This window comes from Kribbella polygonati, assembly GCF_050320105.1.
GTDB lineage: Bacteria > Actinomycetota > Actinomycetes > Propionibacteriales > Kribbellaceae > Kribbella.
The window spans coordinates 2,820,489-2,833,789 of sequence record NZ_CP190129.1 but is presented as its reverse complement, the minus strand read 5'-3'; the positions used below and the strand labels follow the sequence as shown (position 1 = coordinate 2,833,789).

The following is a 13,301-nucleotide window of genomic DNA, read 5'->3' as shown; positions in this document are numbered from 1 at the left end:
GGGAGCTCCTGGATGTATGGTCGCCCCCCATTTCCCGCCGAGGGTCTGTACGACGGACGGCACGAGCACGACGCTTGTGGTGTCGCTTTCGTCGCGACCCTGACCGGTGAACCGAGCCACGACATCGTGGCCAAGGCATTGACCGCCCTGCGGAACCTCGAGCACCGTGGCGCGTCCGGTGCGGAGCCCGACTCCGGCGACGGTGCCGGCATCCTGATCCAGGTGCCGGACGCCTTCTACCGGAAGGCGTGCGACTTCGAGTTGCCGGCGCCGCACAGCTATGCGACCGGTATCGCGTTCCTGCCCGCGGACCCGGACGACGCCGCGAAGGCGGTCGACCGGATCGAGGAGCTGGCGGCGGAGGAGCAGCTGACGGTCGTCGGCTGGCGGGACATCCCGACCACGCCGGACCTGCTCGGCGCGACCGCGCGTTCGGTGATGCCGACGTTCAAGCAGCTGTTCGTGACCGCGAAGGCGGGCCGCGTGCTCGGCCTGGCGCTGGAGCGGATGGCCTTCCGGCTGCGCAAGCGCGCCGAGAAGGAGACCGCGACGTACTTCCCGTCGCTGTCCGGCCGGACCATCACCTACAAGGGGATGCTGACCACCGACCAGCTCGACAAGTTCTTCCCGGAGCTGACCGACCCGGACCTGGCGTCCGCGATCGGCGTCGTCCACAGCCGGTTCTCGACGAACACGTTCCCGTCCTGGCCGCTGGCGCACCCGTACCGCTACATCGCCCACAACGGCGAGATCAACACCGTCCAGGGCAACCGGAACTGGATGCGCGCCCGCGAGGCGCTGCTGTCCAGCGACCTGATCCCGGGTGACCTCGAGCAGCTCTTCCCGATCTGTACGCCGGAAGCGTCCGACTCCGCGTCCTTCGACGAGGTCCTGGAACTGCTGCACCTCGGCGGCCGCTCGCTGCCGCACGCGATGCTGATGATGATCCCGGAGGCGTGGGAGAACGCCGCCACGATGGACCCGAAGCGGCGAGCGTTCTACGAGTTCCACTCGACGCTGATGGAGCCGTGGGACGGCCCGGCGTCGGTGGTCTTCTCCGACGGCACGAAGGTCGGCGCGGTGCTGGACCGCAACGGCCTGCGGCCCTCGCGGTACTGGGTCACCGACGACGGTCTCGTCGTCCTCGCGTCCGAGGCCGGCGTACTCGACATCGACCCGGCGACCGTGACCGAGAAGGGCCGGCTCGAGCCGGGCCGGATCTTCCTGGTCGACGTCGACGCACACCGGATCATCACCGACACCGAGGTGAAGAACACGCTCGCGGCCGAGCACCCGTACGACGAGTGGCTGCACGCCGGGCTGATCCGGTTCGAGGACCTGCACGAGCGCGAGCACGTCGTCCACAGCCACGCGTCGGTGACCCGCCGCCAGCAGGTGTTCGGGTACACCGAGGAGGAGCTGCGGGTCATCCTCACGCCGATGGCGAGGTCCGGTGCCGAGCCGATCGGCTCGATGGGTACCGACACCCCGATCGCGGTGCTGAGCGACCGGCCGCGGCTGCTGTTCGACTACTTCGCGCAGCTGTTCGCGCAGGTCACGAACCCGCCGCTGGACGCGATCCGCGAGGAGCTGGTGACCTCGCTGTCGTCCAGCCTCGGCCCGGAGTCCAACCTGCTCAACCCGAGCCCGGCGTCCTGCCGGCAGGTGGTGATCCCGTTCCCGGTGATCACCAACGACGAGCTGGCCAAGCTCCGGCACATCAACCTCGACGGCGACATGCCCGGCCTGGCCACCACGGTGCTGCGCGGTGTGTACGACGTGGAGGGCGGCGGCGAGGCGCTCCGCACCCGGCTCGACGAGCTGTGCGCCGAGGCGAGCGCCGCGATCACCGACGGCGCCCGGATCCTGGTGCTGTCCGACCGGCACTCGAACGCGGACAGCGCGCCGATCCCGTCGCTGCTGCTGACCTCGGCGATCCACCACCACCTGGTCCGCGAGAAGACCCGCACCCAGGTCGGCCTGGTCGTCGAGGCCGGTGACGTCCGCGAGGTCCACCACGTCGCGCTCCTGATGGGGTACGGCGCCGCGGCGATCAACCCGTACCTGGCGCTGGAGTCCGTCGAGGACCTGTGCCGCCAGGGCACCTACCTGCCCGGCATCGAGCCGGAGCAGGCGGTCCGCAACGTGGTGAAATCGCTCGGCAAGGGCGTCCTCAAGGTGATGTCGAAGATGGGTGTCTCGACCGTCGCGTCGTACACGGGTGCCCAGATCTTCGAGGCGAACGGGCTGTCCCCGTTCCTGGTCGACATCTACTTCACCGGTACGTCGTCCCGGATCGGCGGCGTCGGCCTGGACACGATCGCCGAGGAGGTCCGCCGTCGGCACCTGCGCGCGTACCCGGCGGACGGGATCCTGCCCGCGCACCGCAAGCTCGAGATCGGCGGCGAGTACCAGTGGCGCCGCGAGGGCGAGCCGCACCTGTTCGACCCGGACACGGTGTTCCGGCTGCAGCACAGCACCCGCACCGGGCGGTACGACATCTTCAAGCAGTACACGTCCCGGGTGAACGAGCAGTCCGAGCGGCTGATGACGCTGCGCGGGTTGTTCGGGTTCAACTCCGGCCGCGCGCCGATCTCGATCGACGAGGTCGAGCCCGTCAGCGCGATCGTGAAGCGGTTCTCCACCGGTGCGATGAGCTACGGCTCGATCAGCGCCGAGGCGCACACCACGCTGGCGATCGCGATGAACCAGCTCGGCGGCAAGTCGAACACCGGTGAGGGCGGCGAGGACGCCGACCGGCTGTACGACCCGGCCCGGCGGAGCTCGATCAAGCAGGTCGCGTCCGGGCGCTTCGGCGTCACCGCGGAGTACCTGACGAACTCCGACGACATCCAGATCAAGATGGCGCAGGGCGCGAAGCCCGGCGAGGGCGGGCAGCTGCCCGGCCCGAAGGTGTACCCGTGGGTGGCGAACACCCGGCACTCGACGCCCGGCGTCGGCCTGATCTCGCCGCCGCCGCACCACGACATCTACTCGATCGAGGACCTGGCGCAGCTGATCCACGACCTGAAGAACGCGAATCCGCGGGCGCGGATCCACGTGAAGCTGGTCTCCGAGGTCGGCGTCGGCACGATCGCCGCGGGTGTCTCCAAGGCGCACGCGGACGTCGTACTGATCTCCGGCCACGACGGCGGCACCGGCGCGGCGCCGCTGACCTCGCTGAAGCACGCGGGCGGTCCCTGGGAGCTCGGCCTCGCCGAGACCCAGCAGACGCTGCTGCTGAACGGGTTGCGGGACCGGATCGTGGTCCAGACCGACGGCCAGCTGAAGACCGGGCGGGACGTCGTGATCGCGGCGCTGCTCGGCGCCGAGGAGTACGGTTTCGCGACCGCTCCGCTGGTCGTGTCGGGCTGCATCATGATGCGCGTCTGCCACCTGGACACCTGCCCGGTCGGTGTCGCGACGCAGAACCCGGTGCTGCGCGAGCGGTTCTCCGGCAAGCCGGAGTTCGTGGTGAACTTCTTCGAGTTCATCGCCGAGGAGGTCCGCGAGTACCTGGCCGAGCTCGGCTTCCGGACGCTGGACGAGGCGATCGGGCACGCCGAGGTACTGGACGTCGAGCGCGCGGTCGACCACTGGAAGGCCGACGGGCTCGACCTGTCGCCGATCCTGCACGTGCCGGCGCTGCCGGAGGGTGCGGCGCTGCACCAGACCGTCGAGCAGAACCACGGGCTGGACAAGGCGCTCGACAACGAGCTGATCCGGATCTGCCGGCCCGCGCTCGAGAACGGCGAACCGGTCCGGGCGCAGGTCGCGATCCGGAACGTGAACCGGACCGTCGGCACGATGCTCGGCCACGAGATCACCAAGCGGTACCAGGCCGCCGGGCTCGCGGACGGGACGATCGACCTGACCTTCACCGGGTCGGCCGGCAACTCGTTCGCCGCCTTCGTGCCGCGCGGGGTCACCCTGCGGCTCGAGGGTGACGCCAACGACTACGTCGGCAAGGGCCTGTCCGGCGGCCGGGTGGTCATCCGGCCGGACCGCAAGGCCCGGTTCGACGCCGCCGACCAGATCATCGCCGGCAACGTGATCGCGTACGGCGCGACGTCCGGCGAACTGTTCATCAGCGGCGGTGCCGGGCAGCGGTTCTGCGTCCGGAACTCCGGCGCCACCGCGGTCGTCGAAGCGGTCGGCGACCACGCCTGCGAGTACATGACCGGCGGACGTGTCGTCGTACTGGGCGCCGTCGGCCGGAACTTCGCGGCGGGTATGTCGGGCGGCGTGGCCCACGTACTCGACCTGGACCCCGCGCTGGTCAACCCGGAGCTGGTCGACCTGCGGCCGGCCGACGCGGCGGAGTCCGAGCTGCTGCAGGACCTGGTCCGGCGGCACCACGAGGAGACCGGCTCGGAACGGGCGGCGAAACTGCTCGCCGACTGGGCCGCCGCTGGTCCGCGTTTCACCACAGTGATGCCGCGCGACTACGCCCGGGTGCTGGCGGCCAAGGCGGCCGCCGAGCGCGACGGGCTGGACGAGGACGCGACCACGCGAGCGATGATGGAGGCCATCTGATGGCTGACCCCAAGGGATTCCTGACCACCGGCCGCGAGGTCGCCGACCGGCGGCCGGTCGGCGAGCGGGTGCAGGACTGGAAAGAGGTCTACCCCGGCGGGCCCGGCAAGGCGTTGCTGCCGATCATCAGCAAGCAGGCCGGCCGCTGCATGGACTGCGGCATCCCGTTCTGCCACAACGGTTGCCCGCTGGGCAACCTGATCCCGGAGTGGAACGATCTGGTCTGGCGGGACGACTGGTCGTCGGCGATCGAGCGGTTGCACGCCACCAACAACTTCCCGGAGTTCACCGGGCGGCTGTGCCCGGCGCCGTGCGAGACCGCCTGCGTGCTCGGCATCAACCAGGACCCGGTGACGATCAAGAACGTCGAGGTCGCGATCATCGACAAGGCCTGGGAGACCGGCGACGTCAAGCCGCAGCCGCCCGAATGGCTGACCGGTAAGACGATCGCGGTCGTCGGCTCCGGGCCGGCCGGCCTGGCCGCTGCCCAGCAGCTGACCCGCGCGGGACACACGGTCGCGGTGTACGAACGGGCCGACAAGCCCGGCGGCCTGCTGCGGTACGGCATCCCCGAGTTCAAGATGGAGAAGGAACAGGTCGACCGCCGGATCCAGCAGATGAAGGAGGAGGGCACGGTCTTCCGCTCCGGCGTCAACGTCGGCGTGGACGTCACCGGGACCCAGCTCAAGCAGCGGTACGACGCGGTCGTGATCGCGACCGGCTCCACCGCCGCGCGCGACCTGCCGGTACCGGGCCGCGAGTACGGCGGGATCCACCAGGCGATGGAGTACCTGCCGCAGGCCAACCGGGTCGCGCTCGGGCAGCCGGTCGAGGACCAGATCGTTGCTACCGGCAAGGACGTGGTGATCATCGGCGGCGGCGACACCGGCGCCGACTGCCTCGGTACGGCGCACCGTCAGGGCGCCCGGTCGGTGACCCAGCTGGAGATCATGCCGCGGCCCTCTGAGGAGCGCCCGGGCAACCAGCCGTGGCCGACGTACCCGATGATCTACCGGGTCGCGTCCGCGCACGAGGAGGGCGGCGACCGGGTATACGCCGTCTCCACGGTGAACTTCGAGGCCGATGCCGACGGCAACGTGTCCGCGCTGAACCTGGTCGAGGTGAAGTTCGCCGATGGCAGGTTCGCGCCGGTCGAAGGGACCGAGCGGACCATCCCGGCCCAGCTCGTGCTGCTGGCGATGGGCTTCCTCGGGCCGGAGCGCGAGGGCTTCCTCGAGCAGCTCGGTGTCGAGCTCGACGAGCGCGGCAACGTGAAGCGGGACAAGCAGTACCAGACCTCGGTCGAGGGGGTGTTCGCCTGCGGTGACGCCGGCCGCGGCCAGTCGCTGATCGTGTGGGCGATCGCCGAGGGCCGGTCCTGCGCCGGCGGCGTGGACGCGCACCTCACCGGGTCGTCGACGCTGCCGACCCCGATCCCGCCGACCGCCCGGCCGCTCGCAGTCTGAGATCGCAGCACCACTCTCGGTGTCCGGCGCGGTGTGCCGGACCCAGGGTGGGGCTTCTCGGTAGGTTGGGGACCGTGGTCAGGCGGCTGATGACGAAGACGCGGCTCCGGGCGATGGCGCCCTGGGCCGCGTTGAGCGTGCTCTTCGTGGCGACCTCGGTCGTGGTCGGGCTGTTCGCGTTCGTGAACGACTCCGAGCGGGTCACGATCGGTGCGCACGCGGCGGTCGTGTCACCGACGTTCGATGGGCACGCGACCGTCGACCTCGGCGCGGTGCTGCCGCGGTTCCGGCTCGCCAGCAGCGACCCGCTCGGGATCGGCGTCTACATCGACGTCCAGGAGACCGACGCCGCGAACCTCACCGACCTGATCAACCGGGACGCGCTGATCGCCGCCCAGCCCGAAGGTGAGATCGCGCGGATCCAGCAGACCGTCCAGGAGATGGCGGTCGACGACGCGCTCGCCGGAGCGGGCACCGGGTTCCTGGCCGTCGTACTGGTCGCCACGCTGTGGACGATGATCGGCGTACGGCGCCGCCGCGAGCTCTGGCACCTCGTGCACCGGCACGAACGGCGGGTCGAGCACCGGGCGATCGTCGTACTGGTCGCGATGCTGATCACGATTGCGTCGATCTTCGGGCCGGGCCGGATGCGCCGGGTCGAGGCGCCGGCGACCCAGTGGGTCTCGCTGGCGCAGCTGCTGCCGCAGCTCGACCTGGACGACCAGCTCAAGGGGGTCGAGGTGGCCGCCGGGTTCTCCACCACCGGCGGCGTCGGGGTGATCAGGACCGCCGTCGAGACGTACCAGCGGTCGACCCAGTTCTACGGACAGCTCAAGGACAAGGTCGACGGCGTCAAGGGCCAGATCCATCAGCCGGGCAAGGACGAGAAGGTCGCGATCCAGGTCAACGACCGGCACGACAACATCGGGATGGACCCGGTCGCGGCCGAGATCGCCAAGGCCGCCGGGGCGAAACTGCTGATCGACGCCGGCGACGACACCTCCTCCGGGCAGGAGTGGGAGATGTTCAGCGTCAACTCGCTGCGTCAGCACTTCAAGGACTTCAAGGTGGTCGCGGTGGCCGGCAACCACGACGCGGGCGGGCACGTCGAGGCGGCGTACCGCAAGAGCGGCTTCACCGTGCTGGACAGCAAGCCGGTCGAGGTCGACGGGATCCGGTTCCTCGGCGACAGCGACCCGACCAGGACCGGGCTCGGCAGCGCGGACCAGCCCGGCGACGAGACCGTCGACCACCAGTCCAAGCGGCTCGCCGACGTCGCCTGCGACCAGCCGTCGGACAAGCGGATCTCCACCTTCGTCGTCCACGATCCGTCGTCGTTCGCGGACACCGCGTCCCGGGGCTGCGCGACGCTGCTGCTGTCGGGGCACCTGCATCACCAGGTCGGGCCGGAGACCAAGGTCGTCGACGGGCGGCCGGTCACGACGTACACGAACGGCACGACCGGGGGAGCGGCGTACGCCTTCGCCCTCGGCTACACGCTGCGGCGGCCGGGTGAGGTCACCCTGATCACGTACCTGAAGGGCAATCCGGTCGGCCTCCAGACGGTCACCGCCGAACTCACCGGCGACATCACCGTCGGGGCCTACACCCCCTTGTCCTCTTGACGATTCAGCGATCCGGCGAGGAGTTCCCCGGTTGTTAACTGTCCAGTAAGGGGGGCGGACCAGCGGGGGCAGTGGTTTGCAGGAGTAGGGTTTTGTGACGTGCGTCGCGCAAAGATCGTTTGTACGCTCGGCCCGGCTACGGCCGCCCCGGAGCGCATCACGGAACTCGTCCAAGCCGGTATGGACGTCGCCAGGCTCAACCTGAGCCACGGTGCCCATGCCGAGCACGAGCGGATCTACCAACGGATCCGCACCGCCGCCGCGGAGACCGGGAACAACGTCGGCATCCTCGTCGACCTCCAGGGCCCGAAGATCCGGCTGGCCGAGTTCGCCGAGGGCAAGGCCACCCTGACCTACGGCGAGCGCTTCACGATCACCACCCGGGAGGTGCCGGGCGACCAGACCATCTGCGGGACGACGTACGACGGCCTGCCGGGCGACGTGAACCCCGGTGACCAGCTGCTGATCGACGACGGCCGGATCGCGCTGGTCGCCGAGGAGGTCACCGAGACCGACGTCATCTGCCGGGTCACCGTCGGCGGACCGGTCTCCAACCACAAGGGCATCAACCTGCCGGGCGTGTCGGTGAGCGTGCCCGCGCTGTCCGAGAAGGACGCCGAGGACCTGCGCTGGGCGCTGCACCTGCCGGCCGACATGATCGCGCTGTCGTTCGTGCGCGACGCCGCCGACATCCAGCTCGTGCACAAGATCATGGACGAGGAGGGGCTGCGGCTCCCGGTCGTCGCCAAGATCGAGAAGCCGCAGGCGGTCGCCAACCTGGACGAGATCGTCGAGGCCTTCGACGGGTTCATGGTCGCCCGCGGCGACCTCGGCGTGGAGCTCCCGCTCGAGGAGGTCCCGCTGGTCCAGAAGCTGATCATCGACCAGGCCCGGCTGAACGCGAAGCCGGTCATCGTCGCCACGCAGATGCTCGAGTCGATGATCTCCGCGCCGCGGCCGACCCGGGCGGAGGCCTCCGACGTCGCCAACGCCGTACTCGACGGCGCCGACGCGGTGATGCTGTCCGGCGAGACCAGCGTCGGCCGGTTCCCGATCGAGACCGTGAAGACGATGGCCCGGATCGTGGAGTCCACCGAGGAACACGGCCTCGGCCGGGTCCAGGAGATCGAGTGGGAGCCGAAGACCAAGGGCGGCGTGATCGCCCGCGCGGCCGCCGACGTGGCCGAGCGGCTGGACGCGAAGTACCTGATCGCGTTCACCCAGTCCGGTGACACGGCCCTCCGCCTCGCGCGCTACCGCACCGAGGTCCCCCTGCTGGCCTTCACCCCGGTCCCGTCGGTCAGCTCCTGGCTGAGCGTCGTCTGGGGCATCACCACCCACATCGTCCCCACCGTCGAACACACCGACGAAATGGTCCGCCAGGTAGACCAGCGCCTCCTCGAACTCGGCATCCTCCAAAAGGGCGACCTGGTGGTCATCGTCGCCGGCTCCCCACCCAGCATCCCCGGCTCCACCAACGCCCTCCGAGTCCACCGCATGGGCGACGCCATCGAGGGAATCGCCCCGGCCTACCGCAGCCCCAACCCGTAAGAACAGCTGACAACAGAAGTGCTACTCGAGGCGGACGGTCACCTGACCGCCCGCCTCAACCACTTCCACGACAGCCCCGGGGCACACGTAGAACCGGGACTCGTACATGGGCTGGGGCGGTGCGTTGCTGGACGCTTGCTGAATGCCGCCTTGGTTTGTCTAGTTCTTCGGGCCGATGAAGGTGTCCAGGCGGGCGACGGCTTCACGGCGGGCTACGGAGAGGGCGTTGGGGCGGGGCATTCGCCAGGGGATGTGGAGTAGGTCGAGGGCCTGTTGGCAGAGGTGCATGATGTCGGGGGACTCGTGCGAGAACATGTAGCGCGCGTAGTCGTAGCGCTTGGTGTGGCCGGCGACTGTGCGCGTCGTCCAGTTCGCGACGCGGCAGCCGTCGGAGTTGAAGAGGCCGCGGAGGAACAGCTCGGGGTACTGGGCAACAATCTGCCGCTGCCACCCCTCCAGTTCGATCTTCCGCAGATGTTTCCGGCCGGGTGCGTGCTGCGGGAACAGGCACGGCCAGTGCTTCCAGTACGAGGCAACCGACGTACAGCCAACCGCCTGCACGCGGTGCACAGGGCGGCTCGGATGGACGGCGCGTATGACGTACTCCGCCTCGTCGATCAACCGCGGGCAGACGTCATCGCACGCGACCCGCAGCGCGTACACGTCCCGGCGGTGCCGCGACAGGCAACCATCCCCGAGATACAGCCCCAGCAGATGCACGTACGACGGTTCGTCGAGCGAGCCTGTGCCGCATCGCGGACATTCGCTCACCCGCTCCGGACGAGCCGAGCGATCGCGCCAGTCCCGCAGCGCCGCCCGGCTGATCCCGAGCCGCTTGCTGATCGAGTTCAGACTCTCGCCGGAGCCGATCGCTTCGAGTGCGACCGCCCGCGTCCGCTCGTCGTACATGAGCCGAGTTTCGCGGGCGGCACCGACAGATTTCTGTGCCCTGGGTGGGACTCGAACCCACACTGGACGCTGTTTGAGAGCGCGGCCTCTGCCGATTGGGCTACCAGGGCATTCGCGCTCGATGCGCGCTCGACGATCCTAGCCCATCGGGTTGCTCAACCTGAAAACTGTCGGCGGTCGGCGTGATCATGTCTCATGGCTCACTTCAGGTCGCGGGAGACGGTGGAGTCCGCACTGAGGATGTCCGACGAGGGTGTGCCTGATCGGGTGAACGCGGAGATCCACGGGGTGGCGCTGCGGACGATTCGGACGTGGCGGCGTCGCTACCAGAAGGAAGGCCGTGTTCGTGGTGGCGGTTACCCGCTGTCGCCGTGTCCGCGGTGTGACGGTGCCGAGTTGGATGAGGTGGCGTACGCGTTGTTGCTGGGGTGGTATCTCGGCGACGGGCACATCGCGAAGGCGCGGCGGGGCGTGTTCACGCTGCAGATAGCCAACGACGAGAAGTACCCGGATCTCAATCGCGAGATCTTCGAGACCATGAAGCTGGTCAAGCCGACCGCGAGTCCGTGTCCGCGTCGCGGCGTCGGCTACGTGCGGACGGAGGCTCGGTGGAAGCACTGGCCGTGCCTGTTCCCGCAGCATGGGCCGGGGCTGAAACATCGGCGGAAGATCGAGTTGGCGGACTGGCAGCGGGAGATTGTTGCCAAGTACCCCGAACAGCTGTTGCGCGGGCTCTTCCAGTCCGACGGGTGCCGGTTCATGAACTGGGCGAGTAAGCCGGACGGGAAGCGGTACTACTACATGTTCTCCAACGAGTCGGAGGACATCCGCAACATACTGACGGATGCGCTGGATCGGCTGGGTATCAAGTGGCGGCGGCCTCGGCCCAACGTGGTGGCGGTCAGTCGGAAGGAAGGTGTGGCGGTGTTGGACGGGTTTGTCGGGGCGAAGTCCTGATGGTGGTCGATAAGGTGTCGGGTGTGACTGCTAAGCGTGTGGTGATCGCTGAGGACGAGGCTCTGATTCGGATGGATCTGGCTGAGATGCTCGCGGAAGAGGGGTATGACGTCGTCGGGCAGGCGGGGGACGGGGAGGAGGCGATCCGGCTGGCGATCGAGCAGCGGCCGGATCTGGTGATCCTCGATGTGAAGATGCCGAAGCTGGACGGGTTGAGTGCGGCGGAGAAGATCGCGGGGGAGCGGATCGCGCCGGTGCTGATGCTGACCGCGTTCTCGCAGCGGGAACTGGTCGAGCGGGCCCGGGACGCGGGCGCGATGGCGTACCTGGTGAAGCCGTTCTCGAAGGCGGACCTGTTGCCCGCGATCGAGATCGCCGCCTCCCGGTACGTCGAGCTCGCCGAGCTGGAGCGGGAGGTCGCGGACCTGGCCGAGCGGCTGGAGACGCGGAAGCTGGTGGACCGGGCGAAGTCGATCCTGCAGACCAAGTTCGGGCTGTCGGAGCCGGACTCGTTCCGGTGGATCCAGAAGACAGCGATGGACAAGCGGGTCTCGATGCGTCAGGTCGCGGAACTTGTCGTCAACGAGGCCGGCGACTCCTGAGGACAACCTGTGGACGGCGCGAGCATGACCGGGCCGTGATCCGCCTGCAATACCGGCGTGTCGTGACCGTGAGGTGAACCCGGCGGCGCAATCGTGACGAACCGTGGCGGTCCGGCCGATTGACGGGTACCGAATCTCACCGAGGTAGTTCGCCTGCTGACCCTACGTCACTGCCACACCTGCGGGGTCAGTATCCAGGTGATAAGACGATGCTTACCGGGGTAACGACCTCACAACACAGGCAGTGCGCTGTTCGCTTGGGACCATCGCCGGGTCTAACCTGCGGATGCTCGCGGCAAATGCGCGAGAGTCCCGGTCTCGCTGGGACTATCCAGACATTGGAGGAACAGTGCAGCAGCGTTCCGTAGTACGGGTCGGCGCGACGCTGATCGTTGCGTCGTTGGCCCTGACTGCCTGCGGTTCACGCAGTGGCAACAACTCTGGCGGGGGCTCCGGGGGCTCGACCAAGACCGCGAAGATCGGCGTCATCGCGCCGCTGTCCGGAGACTTGTCGGCCCTGGGTCTGGGTATCCAGCACTCCGTCGAACTCGCTGTGAAGCAGGCCAACGACTCCAACGCGATCCCGGGCTGGAAGCTCGAGGTCGTGCCGAAGGACGACGAGGCCAAGCCGGACCCCGGTAAGAACGCGGCTACCGCGCTCTCCAGCGACAAGGACGTGATCGGCGTCGTCGGCACGCTGAACACCAGCGTCAGCCAGCAGGTCCAGCCGGTTCTCGCCGCGGCGAAGATCGTCCAGGTCTCGCCGGCCAACACCGGCCCGGGCCTGACCCAGGGCGCCAACTGGCAGACCGACCCGAAGCGGCCGTACCCGACGTACTTCCGGACCTGCACCACGGACGCGGTCCAGGGCCCGTTCGCGGCGCGGTACCTGTACGAGACCGCGAAGATCACCAAGGTCGCCACGATCCACGACAAGAAGGCGTACGGCCAGGGCCTGGTCGGCACCTTCACCGAGGAGTTCAAGAAGCTGGGCGGCACGATCACCGCGGCCCAGACGATCAACCCGGACGACTCGAACTACCAGGCGGCGCTGACGGCGATCAAGCCGTCGAACCCGCAGGCGATCTACTACGGCGGCGAGTACCCGCAGGCCGGCCCGCTGTCGCAGCAGGCGAAGGCCGCCGGCCTGAACGTCCCGCTGATGGGCGGCGACGGTATCTACGACCCGAAGTACATCACCCTGGCCGGTAAGACCAGCGACAACGACCTGGCCACCTCGGTCGGCGCGCCGGTGGACTCGCTGGACTCGGCGAAGAAGTTCGTCTCGGACTACAACGCGGCCGGCTTCAAGGAGCCGTACGCGGCGTACGGCGGCTACTCCTACGACGCGGCGAACGCGATCATCGACGCCCTGAAGGTGTCGCTGAAGGACGCCAAGGACGTCGAGTCCGCGCGCCAGGCGACGGTCGATGCCATGAGCAAGGTCTCCTTCGACGGCGTGACCGGGAAGGTGGCCTTCGACCAGTACGGCGACACCACCTCGAAGGTGCTGACCGTCTACAAGGTTGCCGGTGGCAAGTGGGCCACCGTCGAGACCAAGGCGTTCGAGGACAAGTAAGCAGGGTCGACCTCATGTCTCGGGGGTGGGAGTGATCCTCCCACCCCCCTGGCATGTCACAACCGAGGCAGATGGG

Annotated in this window: 8 protein-coding genes and 1 tRNA gene; 7 read left to right on the top strand and 2 right to left on the bottom strand. The window is 68.7% G+C overall.

The window, feature by feature from the left end; genetic code table 11:
• Positions 1–12 precede the first annotated feature (12 nt).
• The 4 genes from gltB to pyk all read left to right on the top strand — a co-directional run bounded on the left by gltB (position 13) and on the right by pyk (position 9,178).
• Positions 13–4,536, top strand: a complete 4,524-nt coding sequence (gltB, locus tag ACQHIV_RS13555; RefSeq protein ID WP_427894224.1) for a glutamate synthase large subunit — start codon at positions 13–15, stop codon at positions 4,534–4,536.
• Positions 4,536–6,002, top strand: a complete 1,467-nt coding sequence (locus ACQHIV_RS13550) for a glutamate synthase subunit beta (protein WP_427894222.1) — start codon at positions 4,536–4,538, stop codon at positions 6,000–6,002. Before gltB ends, ACQHIV_RS13550 begins: the two co-directional genes overlap by 1 nt.
• 74 nt (positions 6,003–6,076) lie before the next feature.
• Positions 6,077–7,627: a metallophosphoesterase family protein gene (locus ACQHIV_RS13545; protein WP_427894220.1), complete on the top strand. Its 1,551-nt coding sequence runs from the start codon at positions 6,077–6,079 to the stop codon at positions 7,625–7,627.
• 99 nt (positions 7,628–7,726) lie between these two features.
• Positions 7,727–9,178 (top strand): pyruvate kinase, encoded by a 1,452-nt coding sequence (pyk, locus tag ACQHIV_RS13540; protein ID WP_427894218.1) that lies wholly within the window; start codon positions 7,727–7,729, stop codon positions 9,176–9,178.
• Between the two features lie 159 nt (positions 9,179–9,337).
• On the opposite strand, the gene ACQHIV_RS13535 is transcribed toward pyk, so the two are convergent.
• Entirely contained in the window at positions 9,338–10,087 is a 750-nt protein-coding gene (locus ACQHIV_RS13535; RefSeq protein ID WP_427894216.1) for a transcriptional regulator, read from the bottom strand.
• A 36-nt stretch (positions 10,088–10,123) separates the two neighbouring features.
• Positions 10,124–10,197 (bottom strand) — tRNA-Leu (locus ACQHIV_RS13530).
• A gap of 85 nt (positions 10,198–10,282) precedes the next feature.
• Here ACQHIV_RS13530 and ACQHIV_RS13525 point away from each other — a divergent pair.
• The 3 genes from ACQHIV_RS13525 (at position 10,283) to ACQHIV_RS13515 (ending at position 13,225) form a co-directional block, all read left to right on the top strand.
• Positions 10,283–11,044, top strand: a complete 762-nt coding sequence (locus ACQHIV_RS13525; protein ID WP_427894214.1) for a helix-turn-helix domain-containing protein — start codon at positions 10,283–10,285, stop codon at positions 11,042–11,044.
• A complete protein-coding gene (locus ACQHIV_RS13520; protein ID WP_427894212.1) occupies positions 11,044–11,646 on the top strand; it encodes an ANTAR domain-containing response regulator in 603 nt (200 codons plus the stop codon). Before ACQHIV_RS13525 ends, ACQHIV_RS13520 begins: the two co-directional genes overlap by 1 nt.
• 349 nt (positions 11,647–11,995) lie before the next feature.
• Positions 11,996–13,225: a branched-chain amino acid ABC transporter substrate-binding protein gene (locus ACQHIV_RS13515; protein WP_427894211.1), complete on the top strand. Its 1,230-nt coding sequence runs from the start codon at positions 11,996–11,998 to the stop codon at positions 13,223–13,225.
• Positions 13,226–13,301 lie beyond the last annotated feature (76 nt).

Coding starts and splice junctions, on each gene's coding strand:
- gltB (WP_427894224.1), top strand. CDS start 13: ATGTATGGTCGCCCCCCATTTCCCGCCGAGGGTCTGTACGACGGACGG.
- ACQHIV_RS13550 (WP_427894222.1), top strand. CDS start 4,536: ATGGCTGACCCCAAGGGATTCCTGACCACCGGCCGCGAGGTCGCCGAC.
- ACQHIV_RS13535 (WP_427894216.1), bottom strand. CDS start 10,087: ATGTACGACGAGCGGACGCGGGCGGTCGCACTCGAAGCGATCGGCTCC.
- ACQHIV_RS13525 (WP_427894214.1), top strand. CDS start 10,283: ATGGCTCACTTCAGGTCGCGGGAGACGGTGGAGTCCGCACTGAGGATG.
- ACQHIV_RS13520 (WP_427894212.1), top strand. CDS start 11,044: ATGGTGGTCGATAAGGTGTCGGGTGTGACTGCTAAGCGTGTGGTGATC.